Annotated in this window: 21 protein-coding genes; 9 read left to right on the forward strand and 12 right to left on the reverse strand. The window is 64.4% G+C overall.

Translation table 11 applies throughout. The annotated features are described in order from the left end of the window. Nucleotides 1–134 precede the first annotated feature (134 nt). The 3 genes from V1293_RS31635 to V1293_RS31645 all read right to left on the reverse strand — a co-directional run bounded on the left by V1293_RS31635 (nt 135) and on the right by V1293_RS31645 (nt 4,331). A complete protein-coding gene (locus V1293_RS31635; protein WP_334515115.1) occupies nt 135–1,703 on the reverse strand; it encodes a DUF4403 family protein in 1,569 nt (522 codons plus the stop codon). 150 nt (nt 1,704–1,853) lie between these two features. Continuing rightward, a complete protein-coding gene (locus V1293_RS31640; RefSeq protein ID WP_334515117.1) occupies nt 1,854–2,537 on the reverse strand; it encodes a L,D-transpeptidase in 684 nt (227 codons plus the stop codon). A gap of 399 nt (nt 2,538–2,936) precedes the next feature. After that, nucleotides 2,937–4,331 carry a TAXI family TRAP transporter solute-binding subunit gene (locus V1293_RS31645; protein WP_334515119.1) on the reverse strand — a complete coding sequence of 465 codons (1,395 nt, stop codon included), beginning with the start codon at nt 4,329–4,331 and terminating at the stop codon, nt 2,937–2,939. Between the two features lie 137 nt (nt 4,332–4,468). On the opposite strand from V1293_RS31645, the gene V1293_RS31650 reads away from it, so the two are divergent. From V1293_RS31650 to V1293_RS31660, 3 genes are all read left to right on the forward strand, one after another. Next, nucleotides 4,469–5,524, forward strand: coding sequence for a glycosyltransferase family 4 protein (locus V1293_RS31650; RefSeq protein WP_334515120.1), 1,056 nt, complete (start codon nt 4,469–4,471; stop codon nt 5,522–5,524). Between the two features lie 47 nt (nt 5,525–5,571). Continuing rightward, nucleotides 5,572–6,261 (forward strand): class I SAM-dependent methyltransferase, encoded by a 690-nt coding sequence (locus tag V1293_RS31655; protein WP_334515121.1) that lies wholly within the window; start codon nt 5,572–5,574, stop codon nt 6,259–6,261. A 122-nt stretch (nt 6,262–6,383) separates the two neighbouring features. Further along, nucleotides 6,384–7,001, forward strand: coding sequence for a hypothetical protein (locus tag V1293_RS31660; RefSeq protein ID WP_334515123.1), 618 nt, complete (start codon nt 6,384–6,386; stop codon nt 6,999–7,001). Between the two features lie 204 nt (nt 7,002–7,205). Here V1293_RS31660 and V1293_RS31665 read toward each other — a convergent pair whose 3' ends face one another. Continuing rightward, nucleotides 7,206–8,870, reverse strand: a complete 1,665-nt coding sequence (locus V1293_RS31665) for an aminotransferase class III-fold pyridoxal phosphate-dependent enzyme (RefSeq protein ID WP_334515125.1) — start codon at nt 8,868–8,870, stop codon at nt 7,206–7,208. Nucleotides 8,871–8,904: 34 nt separating this feature from the next. On the opposite strand from V1293_RS31665, the gene asd reads away from it, so the two are divergent. Together asd and V1293_RS31675 are read left to right on the forward strand one after the other, a co-directional pair. Next, the gene (asd, locus tag V1293_RS31670) at nt 8,905–9,768 is read left to right on the forward strand and encodes an archaetidylserine decarboxylase (RefSeq protein WP_334517002.1); all 864 of its coding nucleotides are present in this window, start codon (nt 8,905–8,907) and stop codon (nt 9,766–9,768) included. Nucleotides 9,769–9,841: 73 nt separating this feature from the next. Further along, nucleotides 9,842–10,357 (forward strand): NUDIX hydrolase, encoded by a 516-nt coding sequence (locus V1293_RS31675; RefSeq protein ID WP_334515127.1) that lies wholly within the window; start codon nt 9,842–9,844, stop codon nt 10,355–10,357. Between the two features lie 51 nt (nt 10,358–10,408). On the opposite strand, the gene V1293_RS31680 is transcribed toward V1293_RS31675, so the two are convergent. Both V1293_RS31680 and V1293_RS36265 read right to left on the reverse strand, forming a co-directional pair. Further along, complete coding sequence (locus V1293_RS31680) at nt 10,409–11,785, reverse strand: FecR family protein (protein ID WP_334515129.1); 1,377 nt, start codon at nt 11,783–11,785, stop codon at nt 10,409–10,411. A 168-nt stretch (nt 11,786–11,953) separates the two neighbouring features. Then, the gene (locus V1293_RS36265; RefSeq protein WP_442894311.1) at nt 11,954–12,094 is read right to left on the reverse strand and encodes a hypothetical protein; all 141 of its coding nucleotides are present in this window, start codon (nt 12,092–12,094) and stop codon (nt 11,954–11,956) included. A 385-nt stretch (nt 12,095–12,479) separates the two neighbouring features. Here V1293_RS36265 and V1293_RS31690 point away from each other — a divergent pair, with 385 nt between their 5' ends. After that, a complete protein-coding gene (locus V1293_RS31690; RefSeq protein ID WP_334515131.1) occupies nt 12,480–13,193 on the forward strand; it encodes a DNA helicase in 714 nt (237 codons plus the stop codon). 114 nt (nt 13,194–13,307) lie between these two features. On the opposite strand, the gene V1293_RS31695 is transcribed toward V1293_RS31690, so the two are convergent. After that, the gene (locus V1293_RS31695; protein ID WP_334515132.1) at nt 13,308–14,012 is read right to left on the reverse strand and encodes a DUF2147 domain-containing protein; all 705 of its coding nucleotides are present in this window, start codon (nt 14,010–14,012) and stop codon (nt 13,308–13,310) included. Nucleotides 14,013–14,219: 207 nt separating this feature from the next. On the opposite strand from V1293_RS31695, the gene V1293_RS31700 reads away from it, so the two are divergent. Then, complete coding sequence (locus V1293_RS31700; RefSeq protein WP_334515134.1) at nt 14,220–15,068, forward strand: DUF2147 domain-containing protein; 849 nt, start codon at nt 14,220–14,222, stop codon at nt 15,066–15,068. 389 nt (nt 15,069–15,457) lie between these two features. Then, nucleotides 15,458–16,711, forward strand: coding sequence for an extensin-like domain-containing protein (locus V1293_RS31705; protein WP_334515136.1), 1,254 nt, complete (start codon nt 15,458–15,460; stop codon nt 16,709–16,711). Nucleotides 16,712–16,806: 95 nt separating this feature from the next. Here the strand turns inward: V1293_RS31705 and V1293_RS31710 are convergent, their stop codons facing one another. From V1293_RS31710 to V1293_RS31730, 5 genes are all read right to left on the reverse strand, one after another. Further along, on the reverse strand, nt 16,807–17,730 hold the full coding sequence (locus tag V1293_RS31710; RefSeq protein WP_334515138.1) for an FAD binding domain-containing protein: 924 nt from the start codon (nt 17,728–17,730) through the stop codon (nt 16,807–16,809). Then, entirely contained in the window at nt 17,727–20,417 is a 2,691-nt protein-coding gene (locus V1293_RS31715; RefSeq protein WP_334515139.1) for a molybdopterin-dependent oxidoreductase, read from the reverse strand. Before V1293_RS31715 ends, V1293_RS31710 begins: the two co-directional genes overlap by 4 nt. Then, a complete protein-coding gene (locus V1293_RS31720; RefSeq protein ID WP_334515141.1) occupies nt 20,414–21,088 on the reverse strand; it encodes a TetR/AcrR family transcriptional regulator in 675 nt (224 codons plus the stop codon). The genes V1293_RS31715 and V1293_RS31720 overlap by 4 nt, the downstream gene beginning before the upstream one ends. An 83-nt stretch (nt 21,089–21,171) precedes the next feature. Further along, entirely contained in the window at nt 21,172–21,522 is a 351-nt protein-coding gene (locus V1293_RS31725; RefSeq protein WP_334515143.1) for a KTSC domain-containing protein, read from the reverse strand. Nucleotides 21,523–21,598: 76 nt separating this feature from the next. Further along, nucleotides 21,599–21,853 carry a PilZ domain-containing protein gene (locus tag V1293_RS31730; RefSeq protein WP_334515145.1) on the reverse strand — a complete coding sequence of 85 codons (255 nt, stop codon included), beginning with the start codon at nt 21,851–21,853 and terminating at the stop codon, nt 21,599–21,601. A 274-nt stretch (nt 21,854–22,127) separates the two neighbouring features. Here V1293_RS31730 and V1293_RS31735 point away from each other — a divergent pair, with 274 nt between their 5' ends. Next, nucleotides 22,128–23,636 carry a sensor domain-containing diguanylate cyclase gene (locus V1293_RS31735; RefSeq protein WP_334515146.1) on the forward strand — a complete coding sequence of 503 codons (1,509 nt, stop codon included), beginning with the start codon at nt 22,128–22,130 and terminating at the stop codon, nt 23,634–23,636. Nucleotides 23,637–23,689 lie beyond the last annotated feature (53 nt).

Below are 23,689 nucleotides of genomic sequence, written 5' to 3' on the forward strand. Positions count from 1 at the left end.
CCGCGCGCAGCACAGCGCCGGCAGATGCCGTAGGGTGGGCAAAAAGGCGCGCACGCGCCGTGCCCATCATTTCCTTGAACGGGAAGATGGTGTGCACGCTTGCGCTTTGCCCGCCCTACGGACCTCGAATTGCGTCACAGCGCTGGCAGCGCGCTCAGATAGACGTTGATCGCGCCTTCGGCTTCCGCGATCACGCGCAGCGTTTTGGAATCGAAAGCGATGCCGGCGAGGCGCAGCTTGCTGATCTCGGCCGAAACCCGCAGGCCGTCCTCGTTCTTCTGGAAATCGGCGATCACGGCCGCAATCTTTCTCTGGGCGTTGGCGGCGAACGGCTTGAGGTCGACGGTCGCCTTTTCCGCCAGCGTCTTCTGCAGATGCGGGATCGCCGCACGGGCCGCGGCGCCCAGCAGCCCGAAGGCGGCCTCCGACTCGACGGCGAGCTCGATGTCGGTCAGCCGCAGCGTTTGCTCGGCCTGATCGAGCGCCGGCCTTCCCCAGATATGCACATTGGCCTCGCCGCCGAGGCCGAGGAAACTCTTCTTTTCCCTCGCGCTTACCAGCAGCGAAATCAGGAGGCGGTTGCCCGACGCAGCGACGCTGGCGCGCTTGACGGTGACGTCGACCGAGCCGGAACCATCTTCGGGAAAAGTCTTTCCGGCGAACTGCGCTTCGACGATTCTGTTGAGCTCGGTGAAAGGCATGTCGATGGGAACGCCGATCGCGACCCGTCCCGGCGTCGGCGGCACGATGACGATCTCGGCGGGGAATGGGCAGGACGGCCTGGTCTCGGCCGGCGTGATGCGGGTCTCGGCCTCGATGCCGAGCGTCAGCGTAAGGTTCGCAGCGTCGATGCGCGGCTGCGCGGCAATCGCCCGTATGGGGCGCAATTCCAGCCACAGCGTCGGCATCGTCGAGCCGGCCGTCGTGCCTTGCAGCGGGATCGAGCGGCAGGCCTTGGCCCATTGCGCCCGCGCGTTCTGTTCGAAGGCCGGATCGTTGCGCATGCGCGCCTGCACCAGCGCGATCTGCTCGGCGACGTTCTTGTCGATCAATGGCTTCACCTGCGCGGGAACGTTGACGCGCGCACCCGCCACGCTGAGGCTACTGTCGCCGAGATTGACCTGCGCTGCCAGGTTGGGCTCGATGCGCCAGTTCGCGGCGATCTTCGGCCGCGCTGATATGACGACGTTGCCCTTGATCTCGGCGCTGGCGTTGAGGTTCTTGATGTTCACGCTGCCGATCTGCTTGGCGACATTGCCGCCGAGCAGGCCGCCGAGCGCGTCGCCGACCGCACCCGTCGCCTTCGCCGACAGCGAGCCGGTGACGTTGAGCGTTCCCGTCAGCGGCGTCGCCAGCGTCAGCACGTCGGGCGCGCCGGTAGCTACGATCGGTCCGCGCGAGGCGGTCCAGCCGATGTCGGCGTTCTGCAGGATCTGCGAGATCGGATTGTCGGCCTTGCCGGTGAAGTTGCGCGGCGCGCCGCGATCGGCGGCGTCGCGGATTGCCGACAGCGCAACCGCGATTGGCGCCATCACGGTGGATGCGCGCGGCGCCGGCGGCAGCGGCGGCAATTCGGCGAGCGCGGGCGGCTGGTTCGTGGCGCGCGGCGCGACGAAGTCCATCACCTTCAGGCTCGCCGCAAACGAGACGATTAGGACCGCAAGCGCAATCGAAATCGTCTTCAGATGCATCGGCAGACGCATCGTCCCCCCGATCCCATTGAATAGCCCCACAACGTTCTACAGCGGCGGCGAGGGCCACGCCACTGCGCAATAAGGGCTGCATCAGATCAATACAAAACGGCCCCGGCGAAGGCCGGGGCCGCATTCTTCGCATTAAGAAACGCTAATGACTTAGCGAATGGTGCGGCCGAGATCGGCGCGGCGATCCGTCATCGGCAGCACGATCACCTTGGTTCCAACGCTGACGCGCGAATAGAGATCTCTGACGTCCTCGTTGGTGAGGCGCAAGCAGCCCGAGGAGACACGGGTGCCGATCGTCTCCGGCGCGTTGGTGCCGTGGATGCGGTAGATGGTGCCGCCGAGATACATCGCGCGGGCGCCGAGCGGATTGCCGGGGCCGCCGGCCATGTGGCGCGGCAGATAGGGCTGGCGGGCGATCATTTCCGGGGGCGGGGTCCAGGCCGGCCATTCGGCCTTGCGGGTGATGGTCTGCGTGCCGGACCAGGTGAAGCCGTCGCGGCCGATGCCGATGCCGTAGCGCATCGCCTGGCCGTTGCCGAGCACGAGATAGAGATAGGTGTTCGGGGTGTCGATGATAACAGTGCCCGGCGCCTCGCGGGTGTAGTAGTTCACGACCTGGCGGCGCAGCCGCGCCGGGATCTCGACCGTCCGGTCTTCGTCGTCCTGGGGCACGGCCGCAACCGGCGGCGGGGCCGCTTCGATCTGCGGCAGGAAAAACGGAAACAGCGGCAGCGGAGCCGCTGCAGCGGGTGCGGAAAATGCGGTCGCGCCGATCGCCAGCGCACCAAAAGCGGCGGCAGCAATGCGGATGTTCAGCTTCAATGAATTAAACATGGTCGTCCCCTGTTCTACGCCCAGTCGCGCCGTTTTCGGCGCGTCGTTGGGGAAGCATGTACAGGTGAACCGTTTCAGGACATTTGCACAAAATCGCCAAAATGGTTTCGTCCCGTTAGGGAATTGTTTCATTAAGGTTTCGTTGACGGCGGGCGGGGCTGGTCTTCCCCTCTCCCCTTGTGGGAGCGAGACGAGCGAAGCTCGCTCTTGGGGTGGATCAATCGCGCAAAGCGCGATTGAGACGGGGTGAGGGGTTCTCTCCGCGAAGACAGACCCCTCATCCGACCTCGCTGACGCGAGGGCACCTTCTCCCACAAGGGGAGAAGGAAGAAGAACTCCCGCTGCGCCGGATCAGGCAAGTGAGCTGATCGAAGGAAAGGCGTCCGTACCAATCAGGCTTTAGCTGGCGCGCATTCGCGGCGTCCCGGCAACGCCGGCGCCGAGCACGACACGCCGGTCGGCGACAGCATGGTGAAATTGCTCGAGCGCGAGCCCGATCACCGACAGGTCGCCGTCCTCGACCGCGCCGTCGTCATAGCAATCGAACGCGTGACGCAATATGCCGTCGGCTGCATTCTGCATCTCCGCCAGTTCGTCTGGCGTTTCCGCCTGGCGTACCCTGGAAATCAGGTCGAGCAGTTCATCGCGATGGCCGACATACACCTCGCGTTCGTCTCTGTTCCAGTAGTGCCTGAACCAGGCGCCGACTGACCCCAAGCCTGAGACAAGCAAGATCGCGCCCCAGATATAGTCGGTGTATTTTTCGAGGAACGTTCGTTCATTGCCGTCGATATAGGCCGCCGCTCCTGCATGCGCCGGTAGCGCGGCGTCTTTGTCGGTATCCGGCTTCTCGATCTGCGAGGCGGTCGGCAATTCGCGCGCGAGCTGCTGGCGGTTGGTGAAGAGCTGGCGAGCCAAGGCGGCGACCGCCGTGTCCGACAGCGACTTCGGCGCGATGATCAAGTGGTTGACGGCAACGGTATCGATCTTGTCTTCCGGCCGCTGCGGCGAGGAGCCGAAGATGCTGGCGGGAATCTCCTCGGATTCGTAGATCGGGTTTTTTTTCGCGATCGCATCGGCAACCTCGATCGGCAGGAATTTCGGTTCGCCGCGGGCGGTCGCCGTTGCCGCGATCGCGTCCACGGTGATCTTGCTCTTGAGCGGGCCGACCGCCATGAACGCGTCGACCGATTGGTCGCGCGCCATCTCATTGATCTGGTTGGTGGCAAACTGGCTGATCGTGACCTTGTCGGGGTTGATGCCGGACTCTTTCAGAACATTGCGCAGCAACGCGACATTGGCCTGCGTCCGCCCGATCACGCCGACACGGTGGCCGGCCAGTTCGTCGAGACTCTTGATCTTGGGCGTGGGATGCTTCTTCGAGCCTTTGGCGGGAAGGCCCGAAGGCGCCCACAGCACAACGACATTCTTGCGCAGGATGGCGACCGACTCGGCGTTGGCCGGCAGGTTCAGGTCGCCGCGTGCCACCGCGAGGTCGGCTTTGCCGGCCGTGAACAACGCGATGCTCTCCGCCGCGCCTTCCGTCGTGATCGGCGCCAGCCGGACCGACCCGCCCTCGCGCGCAAACGTCTGCGCCATCAACTGGACTAGTTTCTGGTCCTCGCTGCCGGCGGGCCCGACCGCAATTCGCAGGGTTGTCGGCCGCAGCACGTAATAAAGCGTGCCGGCGACGACGCAGAACGCAAGCATGCCGGCGGCAAGGATAAGAAGCGCATAGCCCTTCTGCTTTCGCCGTCGGCGGGATCGCGCATTATTGTCGTTTGGATCTGACATCTTGCTGTCACGTTACACGAAAATGCATGGAGAGGGGCTTAAAAAACAACCTTACAGAACGATGACGTCATACGCCTGAAATATCCATGTCCCAACGTCGGATTTGAGAATCGTTCACGAAATCTCGGGTCCGGGACATGAAGATACTGATTGCGACCGATGCGTGGCATCCGCAGGTGAACGGCGTCGTCCGCACGCTGACGTCGCTGGCGAAGAGCGCCACAGCGCTTGGCGCCGACATCGGCTTCCTCACCCCGGACGGATTTGCCTCGATGGCGTTGCCGACCTATCCGGGGTTACGCATCGCGCTGCCGAACCGGTGCGAGATCGCGCGGCGGATCGGAGAGGCCGCGCCGGATGCCATCCACATCGCAACCGAGGGGCCGATCGGCTGGGCGGTGCGCGCCTATTGCCGCCGCCGCAAGCTTGCGTTTACCACGTCCTATACGACGCGCTTTCCCGAATATATCGCCGTCCGCACCGGGTTCCCCTCCAGCGTCGGCTATGCGGTGCTGCGGCACTTTCATGCCGCGTCTTCCACCGTCATGGTCGCAACCGATTCGCTGCGGCAGGAACTTTCCACGCGGGGTTTCCGCAAGCTCGGCTTCTGGACGCGCGGCGTCGATACCGAACTGTTCAACCCGCATGCGCCGGCGACGCTCGATCTGCCGCGGCCGATTTTCATGACCATGGGCCGCGTTGCGGTCGAAAAGAATCTCGAAGCGTTTCTGTCGCTGGACCTGCCGGGATCGAAAGTGGTCGTCGGCGACGGGCCGCAGAGGGCGCAACTCGCCAAACAATACCCCGACGCGATTTTCCTCGGCGAGAAAAAGGGCGCGGACCTGACCGCGCATCTTGCGGCTGCCGACGTCTTCGTGTTTCCGAGCCTCACCGATACGTTCGGCGTCGTGCAGCTCGAGGCGCTGGCCTGCGGCGCGCCGGTCGCGGCGTTCCCGGTCACCGGCCCGAAGGACGTCATCGCCGATCACCCGATCGGCGCGATCGATACCGATCTGCGCAGCGCGTCCTTGCGCGCGCTGACGATGTCGCGCGAGGCCTGCCGGAATTTTGCGCTTTCGCGTTCCTGGGAAAACAGCGCGCGGCAGTTCATCGGCAATCTGACCGCGCTGCAGCCGAGCCGCGCGCTGCGGCCGGTGCGCCGGGCGCCCGCTACAAGCGCTGTGCAGAGCTAAGACCATCAAATCAGTCATACGCGTAAGACGAGAAGGCAGAACCAACCATGGCAGACATCATCAAGCTTGACGGTAGCAGGACCCTGGACTTCGACCGCGAAACGGTCGAGCAGGCCTATGATCGCTGGGCGCCGGTTTACGACCTCGTGTTCGGGGGCGTGTTCAGCAAGGGCCGCAAGGCGGCGATCCAGGCGACCAACAAGATCGGTGGCCGCGTGCTCGAGGTCGGCGTCGGTACCGGCATTTCGTTGCCGCTATACGCTCAGCATCTGCGCATCTTCGGCACCGATATTTCGGAAGCGATGCTGCAGAAGGCGAAGAAGCGCGTCGACGAACTCGGCCTGAAGAACGTCGAGGGCCTTGCGGTGATGGACGCCGAAAACCTCGAATTCACCGACAATTCGTTCGACGTGGTGATGGCGCAATATGTCGTCACCGCAGTGCCTAACCCGGAAAAGGCGCTCGACGAATTCGCCCGCGTGCTGCGGCCGGGCGGCGAACTCATTATCCTGACCCGCGTCAGCGCCGATGCCGGCATGCGCCGCTTCATCGAGCAGCGGCTGCAGCCGGTGGTGCGTCCGCTCGGCTTCCGGACCGCTGAGTTCGCCTGGTCGCGCTACGCGCAATGGCTGGCGGGTGCGCGCGGCATCGAACTGGCGGAGCGCCGCCTGGTGCCGCCGCTCGGCCATTTCTCCCTAGTGCGTTTTCGTAAAGGCGACATCGCCGCGGCGGCCTGACGCGAAGCGTTGCCGCCCGCGTCATCGCGTCCCTGCGAGCCGTTACATGTCGACATGATGATGTCACATGCCGGACATCGAATCTCGATAAGCACAAACCCGAAAGAATTTGGGGGTAGAGAATGATCAAGAACTTCCTGCAGGAACTGCGAACCCAGCGCTGGGATGACCATCGCTATTATCACCACAGCCGCATCAACCAGTCGCTGCACTTCGTCAGCGCAGCGAGTTTCCTGTTCGCTTATGCGATGCTGTTCTTCGATCCCGTGGTGTCGGCGCTGGTCGGCTGGCTGGTGTCGATGACGACGCGGCAGGCCGGTCACTTCTTCTTCGAGCCGCGCGGCTACGACCACGTCAATCACGCGACCCATGAGCACAAGGAAGAGATCAAGGTCGGCTACAATTTGCAGCGCAAGGTCGTGCTGATGACGGTCTGGGCGCTGTCGCCGCTGGTCCTGTATCTCGACCCGACGCTGTTCGGCCTGTTCACGCCCTGGACCTCGACGGCGGACTTCATGCGCCAGGTGGCGAAGATCTGGCTGGCGGTCGGCATCGGCGGTCTGTTGTTCCGCACCGTCCACCTGTTCTTCATCCGCGACGTCGAGACTGGCCTCGTCTGGATGACCAAGATTCTCACCGACCCCTTCAGCGATCTCAAGCTGTACTACAAGTCGCCGCTGTATCTGATGAAGGGCGAACTGATCGATCCCGGCCTCGAGAAGCACGTCAAGCCGGCTTGAGTGGCCGGAATGGTCGCCGTCATGCCCGGCCTAGTAACGGGCATCCACGTCTCTGGCACTGTCATTCCGGGATGGTCCGCAGGACCAGACCCGGAATCTCGAGATTCCGGGTTCGACGCTTCGCATCGCCCCGGAATGACGGTGGAACAGAGACAGGAATGTCCAGAATCAGGCTGGTCACGGAGGTGGAAAAAGGCAGCGCCCTCAGCGCTCAAACCTCTTGGCAAGCATCTCTTTCAGGATTTGCCGCTTGATGCTCTTGTTGGTCAGCGCGGCATCGTGCCACCACCAGCCGTCGCGCTTCATCTTTTCGGTTGCCGCGACAAAGCGATCGGCGACTTCGGTGAAGTCAGCGTCGGTGTAGTTGAGGCTGAAGATCAGCCGGCCGGTTCCGACCCAACTCAACGCCAGCCCCTCGGCGCGCAGATAGTATTGGAGCATCCAGTTGTAGCGGGACGGCTCGGTATATTGCACCATCCAGATCGAAGAGAGATTGCTGACGCGGACGGGCAAATCGCTTGCGGCCAGCCGCTCGTTCAATGCGGCGGCGCGTCCGTTCCAGGTTTCATCGAGCCCCTGATAGACCGCATTGAAATTCGGACTGGCGAGGCGGCTGAGGAATTCATCCATCGCCGTCATCACGTAGGGGTGCGAATTGAAGGTGCCGCGGGCGAAGCAGACGTCCGCGGGGCGGTCATCGCGAAAACGCCGCATCAGTTCCTTAGCGCCGCAGACGACGCCGACCGGAAGTCCGCCGGCGAGGCTCTTGCCGTAGGTAACCATGTCGGCGCGAACGCCGAAATATTCCTGGGCGCCTTTGGCGGCGAGGCGGAAGCCGACGAAGACTTCATCGAAGATCAGCACGATGCCGCGCTGGTTACAGACCTCGCGCAGCTTCTTCAGCCATTCGGTGTAGCCCGCGCGATCGAACGCGCCCTTGCGCGAACTGTCGACGAGGGCGGAATCGCCGGGCGCGTTGGCGTTCGGATGCAGCGCCTGCAGCGGATTGACCAGCACGCAGGCGATGTCGCGGCGTGTGCGCAGCACATGCAGCGTCCGCGCCGACATGTCGGCCAGCGTATAGGTCTCATGCGGCGAAACCGGATTTCCGACGCCCGGCTGCACGTCGCCCCACCAGCCGTGATAGGCGCCGGCGAAACGAACCAGATGCGTACGCTTGGTGTGATAGCGCGCCAGCCGCACCGCCTGCATGACGGCTTCGGTGCCGGACATGTGGAACGAGACTTCGTCAAAGCCGGAGATTTCGCACAGCCGCTGCACGTTGTCGGTAATGACGGGGTGATAGGGACCGAGCACGGGGCCGAGCGCATGGGCGCGCTTTTCGGCTTCCGTGATGCACTCCTTGTAGAAGTCGTTGCCAAAGATGTTGACGCCGTAGGAGCCGGTCAGGTCGTAGAACACATTGCCGTCGACATCGGTGACGGTGACGCCGGCGGAGGACTGCATGAAGGCGCCGGTGCCGAGATTTTCCCGGACCAGCCGGCTGTACTGGAACGGCACCCGGTAGCTTTCGGTGAACTGCAGGTCCGAGATGTGCCCGGCCGCCTCAGTCGTCATCTGCCGGCCCTTGGCGTAGCGCTCCTGATAGAGGCGGGCGAGGCGGAAGAAGGCGTCCTGGCGCTGCATGGCGACGTTGCCGGGCGCGCCGTCGGAGCAGAAGAAGCCGTCGATATCGAACTCGTAGTGCGGCAGCAGCCGCGCGACCATTTTGGACATTTTGGAATGTCCGGCCAGCGAACGGTGCTTGGCGCGCGACAGCGCCAGCCGCGCCTGCAATTTGGGGAAGACTGCCGCGGCACTCACGACCGCAGCGGCGGACAGCGAAAGAATCGGAAGGGACGAATCCATGCCTGAAGCGCTAGCCAATCCTGCTGACAGATTGATGACAATGAGGGGCCTGATCGCCCGCTTTACCCAGCAGGAGGACCTCAACTTCCTGCTGACCAACCGGATTCCGCGGGCGGCGCTGACGCGCTTCATGGGCTGGTTCAGCAAGATCGAGAACCCGTTCGTGCGTGATGCTTCGATCGCCTGCTGGCGGCTGTTTTCCGATCTCGATCTGTCGGAAGCCAGCAAGACCGAATTCAGAAGCCTGCACGATTGTTTTACCCGCGAGCTGCGGCCCGGCCTGCGTCCGGCCGATCCCGATCCCGCCATCGTGGTCAGCCCCTCCGACGGCATCATCGGCGCCTTCGGCAGAATCGCGGATACCGAACTGTTCCAGATCAAGGGCGCGCCTTATTCGCTGCTCGACCTGCTCGGCGATCCCGCGCTGGTCGAGAGCCACCGCAACGGCCGCTTCCTCACTTTGCGGCTGACGTCGAGCATGTATCACCGCTTTCATGCGCCGCATGATGCCGCGATCGAGAAGGTGACGTTCATGCATGGCGACGTCTGGAACGTCAATCCGATCGCGCTGAAGCGGGTCGAGCGCCTGTTCTGCAAGAACGAGCGCGCGGTGCTCGAGATGCGCCTGCCATCGGGCGAAGCGCTGACGCTGGTGCCGGTCGCGGCCATTCTGGTGGCCAGCATCCGGCTGCATTTCCTCGATGTGACGCTCAACGCGCAGAGCAGGGGGCCGGCGGTGTTTCCCTGCGATGCGAAAGTCAGCAAGGGCGACGAACTCGGATGGTTCGAGCACGGCTCGACCATCATCGTGCTGGCGCCGGATCATTTCGAATTCGCTGACCATGTCGCGGAGGGAGCCCGCATCCGCGCAGGCGAGCCGCTGTTGCGAAAACCGTAGTTCCCGATCTCGATCTTGCGGCCGCTTGCCGCTATATGGTCGCGAGATTCGAAATCGGGAAACGGGAAGAGAGATGGCGCGAACGCCCGTTCTGGCGGCGGGAGGCATTGTGCTGCGGCAGGCGGAGTCGCCGCTGGTCGCGGTGGTGCGCTTACGCAAGGGCAATGAATGGTGCCTGCCCAAGGGCAAGCTCGATCATGGCGAGACGCCGCGCACCGCCGCCGAACGTGAGGTGATGGAAGAAACCGGGCACGACGTCTCCGTGCACGAATTTCTGGGCACGCTGGTCTATGAGACACGCGGTGGCCCCAAGGTCGTGCATTACTGGCGCATGGAGGCGGGCGGCACGCCGGTGCGGGAATTGATGCGCGACGTGAAGGCGGTGGACTGGCTGCCGCTGGGGGAGGCCGTCGAGCGGCTGTCGCGCGGCTATGAGCGCGCGTTCCTGGAGAACGTTGGACCGATCGCGCTGGCCGCGGCGAGCGGTGTCGAAGGCGTGGCATTGCCGGACGTGGCGCAGCCTGCGTTGCGCGAGCACAAGACGGACCGCGTGGGCTTTCTTCGAAACTTGCTCAGGCTCTTTCGCTAGCTCGTGTCCCGATGCAGCGCGCAAGCGATGCGTCGCAGAACCGGGGCACGACTATCGCAATTCCTTTGGCGGCGGCTTGCCGCGTTGCGGTGCGGGCGCAGGCCGCCTCGGCGCGGCGGGCAATCCCGGACGCTGCAGGGCGGGCGCTCCCTGAACGGCGGGCGGCCGGTGCAGTCCGGGCACGCCGAACCTGTTCGGCAGTCCTGGCCGTGCCGGCGGCGCGGCGGGCTGCGCCGGCACATTGGGCTGTTGCGGTTGGCCTGCGCGTGGCGGCAGTCCGGGCTGTGCCGGCAAGCCGGGGCGTGACGGTTGTGCGGTCCGCGGCGGCACGCCGGTTTGGCTGGGCGAGCCCGGCTGCTGCTGTCCCTGGCGGTTCGGCACAGTCGGCAGTGGCGGCTGACCGGGTTGCCCCGGCAGACCGTTCTGCCGCGGCTGACCCGGACGGTTCAACTGACCAGGCTGCTGTTGTCCGGGCCTGTTCTGTCCGGGCAAACCATTTGGCCGCTGCTGGCCAGGCTGAAGCTGCCGGATCGGCCGGTTCGGATTGACGAAGCCAGGATTGGCGCGGCGGAATTCGCGCTGCTGGAACACGACCTGCCGGCCGACATTCTGCGTCGAGTGAAGCTGGCGCACAAAGCCCTGGTCGCGCAGCATCACCTGTTGCGGGATCACCAGCGGCACCGCGGCGAAGCGCGCGCCGCCGGCGCCCGGACGGATCGTGAAGCCGCTCGCGCCTTGCGTCAGAAAGCCGAGCCTCGCTCCGGCGCGATCGTTGACCTCGATGCGGCCGACGCGCCCGTCGGCGTCGGGATAAAGCTTGACCGCGACGTTGTTCGGATTGTTGGCGGCGGCGCCTTCGGGCACCTCGACGAGACCGGTGGTGCCGCGAATGCCGAGCGTCGCCGTCGGCGTCGTGATCTTCATGTCGCCGGTTTTTGCCACCGAGGCGGCGACGAACGCGGCGGTGCCCTTGGCGACGTCGAAGATCGCCGCGTTGCTCTTGCCGCCATCCTCATAGACGTAATTGTCGATGGTGATCTTCGTGTTGGCCTTGAGATTGAAGGTGGTGTTGTCGATGAAGGTGATGCCGAGCGCGGCATTAGCTCCGGTCTGCACGATGTCGTTGAGATAGATGTCGTCCTTGACCTTGAGCGGCGTGGTCTTGTCGTCGCGGATCACGCTGGCGCTGCCGGTCACGGTTGCGACGTTGCCGATCGGCTCCTCCGGCGCCTGCGCATCCGCAGCGGGCGTAGTCGCGTCGGGCGTGGCGGGATCGGGTGCGGCCGTCGCCGGTGCGGCGGGCTGCGAAGGGTCGGGCTGTGCCTGCGCCAATTGAGTCGGGTCGGACGGAGCCGCGGAAGCATTGGTCATGCCGATCGACGCGCTGCAGGCCAACAGCAGTAGCGCGAAGGAAAGCTGGCGCGACATCGGGGATTTCCGTTCACGGGGGAAGGCAGAAGGCGGGGCCGTGATTTCAGCGCCGTCAGCCTGAATGTGGGATGAACACCGCACTTGTCGTCACGGGAGGCCAAAACGGGCAAGCGCCACGTCCGGGATGTCAGGACATGGCGCTGTGACCTTAATAAGGAAAAATGCTCAGCCGCGCTTGTGCGGGGTCAGGTTGAGCGGCTTGGAGGGCTTTGCCGCGGGCGCGTAGTTCACCGGCGTGGCGGCCGGCGGCACGTAATGAAAGACCGCCTTGCAGTCGTCGCTGAGCTGCGCGCGCTTCTGGACCATGCAGGCGGTAACGCGCTCGACATGAGCAAAGCCGCATCGCATCGCCGGTGCACATCTGCTCCTGCTCCTGCGAATAGGCTTGAGCTGCCGTACCCAGCGCGCCTAGCGCAAATGTGTTTCGTCGCAGGGAGATTTGTTTCGCGGGAGCGCGGTCCTCCGCATGGCTGCCGGTCGAGCCCGTTTCCACTACTCCGCAACCTCGTTCAAGGTTGGCAATGTCCCTTCGGCACAGATCGGCTATAATCTGATTCTGGCGCGGCCCATGCCTCCCCCCTCCGTCGGGAAAGCATCATTCATGCGGGGCCATTGCGATCATCGAACCAACTGTTCGAGCACCAAGCATAAGGAGGGGTTGTGATCATTGCTCGCAATAGGAGGTTCTTCGATGAAGCTGTCTGCGCCCCTTTATCACTTGAAGCGTAAGGCCAAACTTCTATCCCGTGCAGAAAATATCCCGCTGCACGAGGCGCTCGACCGCGTTGCCAGGCAAGAGGGTTTTGGCGGCTGGAGTTTGCTCGCGGCCAAAGCGACCGCAACCGCGCCCGCTGAAAAACTGTTTGCGCGGCTGGCGCCCGGCGACCTGGTGCTGGTGGGGGCGCGCCCGGGCCAGGGCAAAACCCTGATGAGCCTCGAACTTGCCGTGCAAGCCATGAAGTCCGGCAGTCGAGGCGTGTTCTTCACGCTGGAGTACACCGAAAAGGACATGCTGGATCGTTTCCGCGCCATCGGCGTGGCGCGGGAGGATTTTGCCGGCCTGTTTGAATTCGACAGCTCCGACGAGATGAGTTCGGATTACATCGTCAAGCGGCTGGCCACCGCGCCTCGCGGCACCCTGGTGGTCGTGGACTATCTGCAACTGCTCGACCAGAAGCGTGAGAATCCGGAATTGATGGTTCAGGTTCGCACCCTGCAGTCGTTCGCCCGCGATCGCGGGCTGATCTTCGTCTTCATCTCCCAGATCGATCGCTCATATGATCCGTTGAAGAAACCATGCCCCGACCTGGAAGATGTCAGATTGCCGAATCCGCTGGATCTGAGCCTCTTCACCAAGACATGTTTCCTGAACAACGGCGAGGTTCAGTTCCGCGCGGCAAGCTAGGACAGCGCCAACCGGCGCCATTTAGCGATGTGCATAAAAGAGGCCCCGTGAAATCTCACGGGGCCCAAGTCTTGGGAGACAAGTCTTGGGAGAATAGGGTCTCGGGGAAAAATATCAGCTCGTGCGCTTCCAGGTCTGGCCGCCGCAGAACATTCCGCCGAAAGCGCAGCCCTGGACCTTGAGCGTATCGGTGCCCTTCAGCGCGATCGTCGAGTCGTAATTGCGGCCGCTGCTGGGATCATGAATCCGGCCGGTCCACTTGCCGCCCTGCGGCTTCATGTTGATCAAAATCCGTTCGCCGGTGTTGACGGAATAGCCGCACAGATTGGCGCCGCATTCCTCGATGCGAACGTTGCCCTTGTTCTCTTCCGTCGCCCAGATGCCGATCGGCGAGTTCGGGTCGGACGCGGTGGCTGCGGGAGCCGGCGGCGGCACGGGTGCGGCGGCGACAGGGGCGGGCGGCGGAGGCGGAGCGGGCGGCGCAGCTTCGGTCCGTGCCGGTGTTGCGGCCGCAACGGTAGTTGGAGCGGGTGCGGGCGTCACCGCTGTTGTGGCGGTGGCCTGGGCCGGAGCGGGCGCTGCCGGTGCGGTCGCCACGACGTCATCGTCGTTCTTGCTCTTCGAGCCCATGCCCTTGAGATCGACATTGCCGAGCGTGCCGTTGTAGCCGGGCGCGGTGATCTTGATGCAGGAGATGGCGCTGCAGTTGCGCGGCGCTTCAACGCGAACACGCTCGCCGTTGATCTGGAGGGTGATTCCGCCGGCATGGGCCGAGGTGGTGGCCATCAACAATGCGGCGAGGATGTAGAGCTTCTTCATGAGAGCCTCCTGAACGGCTTGCGAGCGGGTGCGGAGAACGTGGGCGGACCCTACGCGGCGCGAGGGAGGCGTTCTGTGACGTAGGTCACAAGACGCCCGGAAGCGCCGCAGCCGGAAGCGCCGCTGCGGCGCGGCTCGGTGATTCAAATCACATCCAGTCGGGGTTCCTCGCGACTAGTTTTCCGCGTCACCAGCGGGGAGGCTTCGATGAAACGATTTTGTTTTCTCGCCGTGCTGATCGCGCTCAGTTCGTCGGCCCATGCCGGTCGTTCGATTTCGTTCAGCGTCGGTAGCCACCGGGTGCACATCGAATCCTCCAGGCGTTGCCATTCGGTATCGTGCGCCAGGATGTCGATCTCCAGAAGCCTCGACTGGCGCCGCAAGCGTGACCGCTATGACGACGCGCGCGACACGGCAGTGCCGGCGAAGCCTGTGCCGCCACCTGCGCCGCAGACGGTTTCGCCACCCGCACCACCCGTACCGCCGGCGACCACGGCGCCGGCCAAGACCATCGTTGCCGCGCCGCCACCGGCCGTTTACACGACGGCCGCATCGAGAAGCCAGCCCGTCGCTGCGCCTTCGCCACCTCCGCCGCCGCAGGTTTCGATTCCAGTGCCGCCGCCCACGCCGCCTCCGAAACCGGTCGAGACCGCGCAGCCTGCGTCGCAGGTTGAGCGCGTCTCGCATCAGGCCGAGGAAGAGCCGTCCGATTCTCCGATCGGTGATTGGCAGACCGAAGGCAAGGGCACGGTGCGGATCGCCAAATGCGGCAATGCGCTGTGCGGCTTTGTGCTCGGTTCATCGAACGAGAAGGGCGAAGCGATCCTGATCAACATGAAGCCGAAGAAGGAAAGGCAATGGACCGGCGGCGTCTACAGCCAGGACTCTGGCGAGACGTATTACGGCACGATGTCGATGAAGGGGATCAACACGCTTCGCGTCGAAGCCTGCGCGCTCGGCCGCTTCTATTGCTCCGGCAACAATTGGAGCCGCATCACGCGCCGCGCCGACAGCCTGGTGACGTCGTGGCAGACGTTATCGGGATCGCGCTCGTAGAGCCTTCAACGGTTCTTCGCTCTTGACGCTATGTGCGCCCACGAAAACGCCCGGTGACACCGTCACCGGGCGTTCGGGTCCATCTCTGGACGGGAAGTCTAGAACACGCCGAGCACAATCGCGGCGACGAAAGCGAATGCAACATACGCAGTTACAACGCCAAGTCTGCTGGCGAGAGGACTTACGAAATCCATTGGGGAAAGCTCCCTGGGTTCACGTCGTGCCCGCACATAACACTGAAAGCTAGCAAAGCGTTCCCGGCCCAAAAAGTCAGTGTTGCTGTCCATCCACCCGCTCTCCACGGGCGGCAGTCCCCGAAAACATGGTAAAAAATTCGTAAAATCAACATGTTGAAGAGTCTTTAAATAAATTGGTTGAACGTGCGGGGGATGACGCGCGGAGTTCGTTTGTATCTCGTCGGCTCCTTCGTCCTCGTCTCGCTAGCGGGTTGTGGCCGCGGATTTTTTCAGTCCGCCGAGCGCGAACCGTGGCGTGCCGAGGCCGAAATCGCTTGCCTGAAGTCCGGCGCGGTCAAGGAGAGCCCGGAACTGGTCCGGATCGACCCGATCGCCGGTCCCGGCGTGTGCGGTGCGGAATACCCGCTGAAAGTGGCGGCGCTCGGCGAAAACATCACCAGCTTCGGCTTTGCCGACGAAAGCCTGCGGCCGCCCGGCAATATCGGCAATCAGCCGCGCTGGCCGATCACCCGCGCGCCGGCGGCAGCGCCGCCCCAAGGAAACTATCAAGGAAATTATCAGGGAAGCTATCCGGCTCCGGCGCCGCGCCAGCCGAACTATGCTGCGCCGTCGAACGGCCCGATCTCGCTGTCCGCGCCGGGTGTCGGCCCGCAGGAGGATGACATCGACCTGCCGCCCGAAGGCGCGCCGACCTCGCGCGACGGCGGCTATGTGGCGGCGCCGTCCTATCCGCCGCGCGACCGCTACACCGCGCCTTCTTCTGCGCCGCATCCGCAGCCATCCTATTCGCCACCACCGGCAATGCCGGCCGCGCCGCGGCTCGGGCCCGCACAGGGCAATTCCGTCAGCGCCTTCGGACAGGTTTCGATGAAGCCTGCGGCGACGCTGGCGTGCCCGATCGTCTCGGCGCTCGACCGCTGGCTCACCGATTCCGTGCAGCCGGCGGCGATGCGCTGGTTCGGCGTCCGCGTCGTCGAGATCAAGCAGATATCGGCCTATTCGTGCCGCGGCATGAACGGCAATCCGCACGCGCATATTTCCGAGCACGCCTTCGGCAACGCGCTCGACATCGCAGCCTTCACGCTCGCCGACGGCAGGCGCATCACGGTCAGGGGCGGCTGGCGCGGCATGCCGGAAGAGCAGGGCTTTCTGCGCGATGTGCAGGGAGCCGCCTGCCAGCAGTTCAACACCGTGCTGGCGCCCGGCTCCAATGCCCACCATGAGGATCACATCCACGTCGACCTGATGCGCCGCGCCTCCCGCCGCACGATCTGTCAACCGGCCGCCGTGCCGGGCGAACAGGTCGCAGCCCGCGCCGGGCAGCGTAATCCCTACGCGTCACGCGATCCGTATTTGACGGGCTCGCTCGGAGCCAAGAAGTCGATCTCGCGCTGGTTCAGGGGTAACAGCAAGGTCAACGAGGAAGACGAGTTCGAGGATCATTGACGTTGGGCAGATTTGTCCGACGCGTATGGGTGGAGCGCAGCGATATCCATCAATCCCGTTGGTGGGTTTCGCAAGCGCTCAACCCGTCCTACGGGTCACCCCGCCAGCCGTTCCAGCAAGTCCTGCACGACGCCCTTCAGCAGATCGAGTTTGTAGCCCGTCATCGGTAGCGGCTTTGCACCTGATGTGGCTTGTTCTGCGGCGCTGGCAATCGTTGCTGCATTGACCTTCTTTCCCTGCAACGCGGCTTCCGCGGCCGCGAGCCGTAGTGGCACCGGGGCGATGCCGCCGGCGGCGAGGCGGACCAACTGGAACGCGCCGTCCTTGATCACGGCGCGGGCGCAGATCTCGACCAGCGGCCATTCGGCATGGGAGCGGCTGATCGCGCGCTTGTACAGCGCGCGTTCGCCCTGCAGCGGAACGGGCAGCTCGATGCTCTTGATCATCTCGCCCGGCTGCAGCGCGTTGTCGGCGCTGCCGTTGGAGCCGTCGCCGAGGAGATCGCCGATCGTCAGCGAGCTTCTGCGATCGGTCGTCACCTTCGCTTCATAGGCGAGCAGCGCGGCGGCCATCGTCGAAGGATGCGGCGCCACGCAGGGACCGAGATCAAACGCGACGTGATAGAGATGATTGCCCGATCGTGCCGGACAATCCGATCCGCCCTTCTTGAGACAGGCGATATGCGGATTTCGAAAATACCAGCAGCGCGAACGCTGCGCGAGGTTGCCGCCGAGGGTCGCGAGGTAACGGATCTGCGGCGTCGCCAGACCTTGCGCGGACGCCGCAATGCCCGGATAAGCCGCGGCGATGCGTGCATCGGTGGCTATGGCGGCAATGGTGGTGAAGGCGCCGATGCGCAGACTTCCCTCGGCGCCCCAATGCATCCCGATCATGTCGGGCGCGGCTGATATATCGATCAGCGGTCCTGTTGAGACGCCGCTGCGCCGCCTCTCGCTGAGATCGGTGCCGGCTGCGCGGAATTCGGCTGCTTGCGTGGCAGTCATGGCTGATGGTGTCATGCGGCGGCCCTCCCTTTGAGTGCGGCGACGAGACGGTCGGGACGGATCGGCAATTCGGTCAGCCGAACGCCGGTCGCATTGTGAATCGCATTGGCGACCGCGGGCGAGGTCGGCACGGTGGCGACCTCGCCGATGCCGACGCTGCCGCCGAGCACGTGATCGAAGCCGCCTTGGTCGAAATGCACGTCGATCACAGGCGTGTCCGCGATGCCGGGAATGCGATAGTCCTCCATGCCGCCGCTGAGCACGTCGCCGGTACGGGAATCGACTTCGCGTGCTTCATAGAGCGCGTAGCCGATGCCCTGGATGACGGCGCCGGCCGCCTGGCTGTGCGCCAATGCCGGCGCCACGATCCTGCCGACCGCAATACCGGTGTGAACGTTGACGACGCGCACATGGCCGAGCCAGGTATCGACTTCGACTTCGACGACCTGCACCGAGCTCGGAACGCCGGCGCCGATCGCAAGGTTGGAGAAGCGCCGCATCATCCAGCCGAAGATCATGCCCATGAATCCGGCCTGCTTCAGCGGCGACTGGACGCCCGGCGCCATCTGCCGGGAGTCTTCCGGGCGTACGCCGGAAGCGGAGAGGTCGGGCGATGCCGCGAGCATGTCACGCCATGGCGCGTTGGAGCCGGGGACCGGTTGCCGCCTGGCGTTTTGCCGGATCGCGGTCTTCAACTGCTCGATCGCCAGCAGCATCGGCGGGATCACCGAAGCCGTGACCCTACTGCCGCCCGAGCCCGGCCCCTCCGGCAGTTTTGAATCGCCGATCCTGACCTCGATCTCATGCGGCTCCAGCCCAAACTCGTGCGCAACCGTATTGGCGATCACGGTGCGGGTGCCGGTGCCGATATCCTGCGTCGCGGTGCTGGCGATCAGGCGTCCGCCCTTCACCGCCACCTCGACCTTGGAGCCGGGCTGCCACAGATAAAGCCAGTAGCCGGTGGCGACGCCGACGCCGCGGCGATATCGTCCGCTCTGCGCGGCTATCGGTTTCCGGTTGCGCCACACCTCCAGGTTCATGGCCCAATCGTACAGCCGCTGGCGGTTGGTATCGGGATCCCATCGCTTGCGCAGCGCGATCGGATCGACGTGCAAGCGCAGCGCCGCTTCGTCGATGGCCTGCTCCAGCGCAAAGGCCATCGGCGGCCCACCGGGCCCCCGGAAGGGAGCACCGGCCGGCAAATTGCTGATGACATCGAAATCGGCGAGCTCTTTGGCTTCCGCCGGATAGATCAGGCGCGCCAGTGCGGCGATGGTGGAGTTGGTCGCGGCTCCGGTATCGGCGTGCGCCGTCAGCGACAGCGCTTTCAGTTCGCCCTGCTCCGACGGCAGTAGTGCGATCTTCATCTCCGCGGCCGGCCGATAGCCGGTCACCGAAAGCTCCTCGTGCCGGTCGTAGGCAACCCTGACCGGCGCCCTGGCTTCGCGCGCCAGTTCGATGGCGGTGGTCGTTTCCACGCCAAGTGCTGCCTTCGAGCCAAAACCTCCGCCGACATGATCGGCAATCACGCGTACCTTGTCGCGGTCGAGCTTGTAGCGTTTGGCGATCAACTCCATCGTGTGAAACACCGCCTGCGTCGAAACATGCACGGTCAGCCGGTCGCCGTCAAAACGCGCGACCGCGGCATGCGGCTCGAGGCAGGCGTGCTGTTGCGTGCCGGTGCGGAAGGTGCCCTCCACCAGCAGCGGATTGTTCGCCGCACGCGCAGCGTCGACCCAGCTCCGCACTTTTTTCGGCTTTTTGGAGAAAGCCGCCGACGGTCCGCGGATATTGCCTTTCCAGGAGGCCGGCGAACCGCCGCCTTCGGAGACGTTGCCGGCCTTCTTGCGCGCGGATTTTTCGAACACCACCGGCGCATCGGCCCGGCGCGCCTCGTCGAGCCCGATCGCCGAGGGCAGGCGTTCGCTGCCGAGCTTGATGGCGGCGATGGCGGCCAGCGCGGTCCTGCGATCCCTGGCCGCGATGGCGGCGATCGGTTGGCCGACAAAGCGGACGATGCGGTCGTCGCCGAGCAGCGAGATCACGGCACTCACGCCCGGCATCGCGCGCGCCGGCGCCAGATCGAGTTCGCTGATACGCGCATGCGCAAACGGCGAGCGCAGGATCACCCCTTCGAGCTGGCCGTCATGATGGATGTCGACGGTATACTTCGCCATTCCCGTCACCTTGTCGCGCGCTTCCATGCGCGGCGGCAGGATATCGTTGCCGTCGAAGCGGCCGGCGCAGGCATCTGCTACCGCACGGAAGATGCCGTCATAGGCGCCGCAGCGGCAGAGATGGCCCGACAGCGCCGCGCCGATTTCCTCGCGCGACGGCACCGCCGTTCCCTTGGCCGCGCGCCAGGAATCACAAAACGCTACGGCCTCGACGATGAAGCCCGGCGTGCAGAAGCCGCATTGCAGGGCGTCGTGCGCCATGAAGGCCTTCTGCACCGGGTGCAGTCTTGCCGCGCCGATGCCTTCGACCGTCGTCACGTTCTTGGTTGCGGCTGATCGAGCCGGCATCAGGCAGCTCACGGCGGGTTCGCCATCGACCAGCACGGTGCAGGCGCCGCAGACGCCGGCCCCGCACACGAGCTTGGTGCCGGTGAGGTCGAGCGCGTCGCGCACGACGTCGACCAGCAGCGCATCGGGATCGTCGGGGAGGGGAGCAAGCTTGCCGTTGATCGTCATGGTGCTCATCTGCGATCTCCAGGTTTGCGGGAAATGGATCGGGGGGCTGCTCCCTTCGCAGGCTTCGGCGTGGCGGCGCGCGACCTGGATGCCGGGCGCACGGCGCCCGCGACCAGCGTTCGCAACATGATTTCCAGATCCTTCAGGAAAGCATCGGCCGGCTGCATCGCGGGGTAGGCGGATTTCGTGCCGTTGACCGCCATCTCGACGCAGCGCGCAAGATCGCGCGGTGTCATGCCGGCGTTGAGTACGAGGCCTTGCTTGCGGCAGACGCGCACAATCGTCGCGGCGAGCTGCTCCGCATAGGCTGTTGTGTATTTCTGGTAGAGGTCGCGCGCCTGCAGGAGATGTTCGGAGAACAGTTCCTCGACATGGGGCGAGCCGTCGAGCGAGGCCGCCAGTTGGCCGAGTTTCGCGCTGACCGACGCGACCAGAATATCGGCAAGGCTGCCGTCTTGCTTCTCGGCGGCGGCCGCCGCCGCAATCTCGGCCGCGAGTGCGTCCTCATGCAGCCGCTCGATGACGGCGCGGAACAACGCTTCCTTGGACTTGAAGTGATGATAGAGCGCCTGCCGCGTCAGGCCGGCGGCCTCCGCCGCCTGCTCGATCGACGAGCGCCGGAAACCGTGCCGGCGGAACACCAGCATCGCGGCATCGAGAATTCGGGTGCGCGGGCCCATTTGACGATTTTGACAAAACTGAAAGAAATGTCAAATAACGGAATCGTGGGGCAGGGAACCGTGCAGCGACGGCAAATCCGATGTCACTGATAGGACGGCACTTTATGCGTGCGGCAGTCGTACGGTCCGTTTTCGTCGGAGCCTGTCGCCTTGATGTTCGCCTTAAAATACTGGCCCATCGAAGGTGCGTTCAGCAGCGCATCGCGCGCCGCCTTCGGCAGTTCGCAATAATGGTCGTAGACGCCGTTGCGCTGGATGAGCATGTACTGGTTCGCGTCGTCGTAACATACGCGCGCGATGATGCTGCTCCGGGTGACGTCCTGGCAGGTGAAGGCCCTGAGGTCGACCGGGCCCCGGTCCCTGACGTCAACGGTCTCGGCTTCCTGCCAGCTGGCGGTGAAGAGCAGAGCGAGGATGAAGGCGAGACGGGTCATGGCGTGTTGCACCGGCAAGGGCGCAGGGAATCTGCACCTTCAGCGAGGAGGCCACAAGCGCCAGCGGCCCGTCCGGCTACACGAACTTGATCCCGATCACGTCGCCCTTTTTCCAGGCGAGCTTGCAGGCCCTGCCGGGCGATGTCCGGTCGAACTTCAGTTGAAACTGCGGCTTGACGAATTGCGGGTCCTCGACCCTCAGCCGGGCGCCGCCCTCCGAGATGTCGATGACGGTGCACTGGCGCGCGGCGAACCCGCCGTCGACCGTCATCCATGCGGGCTGGTTGGTGCGCCGGCGGGCAGGCCGGGACTTTTTTCCGATTAGCGACATGACGCGTACCTCCCGGCCATCTAACGCAGATGGGGCGATGCTTGTTGCGGGTAGGGACAAGCTGACTGATCCGGCCCTGCCACGTGCGGAGTGACAAGCGCGCGTGTCGAGAGAATGGCTCATATTCGCCGCGCGTCGGCCGGAGAGCATCCGGAAGGTTAGCGAAGCCTTAACAACGGGCTTCGCATTGCGCTCAAATCGCGACCGCATCTTCAAGACCAAAACACTATGAAAGGAGCAGGCGCGGGGGCGCTGAGGGGGTTGGGGGACGTTGATGACCGAGCGCATCACGAGACAGAAGGTTGCGCCGACCAAGCGGCTGCTGGCGCTGGGGCTCACCGTTACCTTGAGCTTTGCCGCGATCTGCGGCTGGGTTCTCTGGCATGCGGGCGACCGCGACTACCTGCACAGCCGGGCGGCTGCGACCAATCTGGTCTCCAGCCTGGCGAGCGAGATCGAGCGAAACATCGAGCTCTACGATCTGTCGCTGCAGGCGGCCGTGGACGGCATGAAATTGCCCGATATCAACAGCATCAGCCGCGAGTTGCGGCAGGTCGTGCTGTTCGACCGGGCGGCCACCGCCAAGGACATGGGCTCGATTCTCGTGATCGATCGTCTTGGCAGGGTCGTGATGGATTCGCGCTCGCTGGTCCCGGCCGAGGCAAATTACTCAGGCCATGATTTCTTTCAGGTTCACGCCAGCCGGCCCCACGCCGGGCTGTTCATCAGCCGTCCATGGGTCGCCTCCGACGGACAATATCTGATCGGTCTCAGCCGGCGCATCACCAACGACGACGGCTCATTCGGCGGGGTCGTCGCCGGCAGCATGCGCATCAGCTATTTCCACAGCCTGTTCAGAAAACTGAACTTCGGCGACAAGGACTCGATGACGCTGCTGAGCGCGGACGGCACCCTTCTGATGCGCGCGCCGTTCGACATCGACACGATCGGGCAGAGCCTGCGAAAATCCACCGTCTTCAAGCAGTTTCCCGGAGTGCAAAGCGGCTGGTACGAAACGGCTTCGATCCTCGACGGCGAGAAGCGCCTGTTCGTCTTTCAGCAGATCGGCCATCATCCGATGCTCATCATCAACGGCGTTTCGCTCGACACCATCTATGCGGACTGGTGGCGGGAAGTCTGGCTGATCGGCTCGATCATGCTGGCGCTGTGCGCGGTGACGATGGCCTTGACGGTGTTCCTGGTCAATGCGCTGAAGCGGCGAACCGCCGCCGAAAACAAGCTCGCCTTGCTGGCGAACACCGACGCCCTGACCGGGCTTTGCAACCGGCGGAAATTCGACGAGGTTCTTTCCCGCGAATGGCGCCGTTCGCAGCGGACGGCGACGCCGGTCTCGCTGCTGATGATCGATGCGGACGGTTTCAAGGCTTACAATGATGCGCATGGACATCAGGCGGGCGATGCGGCGCTCGCCTCCATCGCGCAATGCATTGCCGGCGGGACGCGGCGCGCATCCGACCTCGGCGTCCGCTACGGCGGCGAGGAGTTCGCGGTGCTGTTGCCGGGTGAAACCGGCCAGGGTGCATTCCGGATCGCCGAGGTGATTCGTGCAAGCGTGTTGTCGCTTCGAGTCCAGCAGAAGGGTCGCCCTGATATTTGTCCGACGATCAGCATCGGCGTGGCTGCCATGATTCCGCAGCTAGGACTGACGCCGGGCGACTTGATCAAATCGGCCGATCTGGCCCTCTACGAGGCCAAGCGTTCGGGCCGCAACCGCACGGTCGTAGCGCCGACGATGGCAAGCGCCCATCGCGTGGCGGCCTGAACCATCCGATCCGGCGCTTGGCTCGCAGTGATGTGGAGACTGTGGCATGCGGA

The organism is Bradyrhizobium sp. AZCC 1693 (assembly GCF_036924745.1).
Lineage (GTDB): Bacteria > Pseudomonadota > Alphaproteobacteria > Rhizobiales > Xanthobacteraceae > Bradyrhizobium.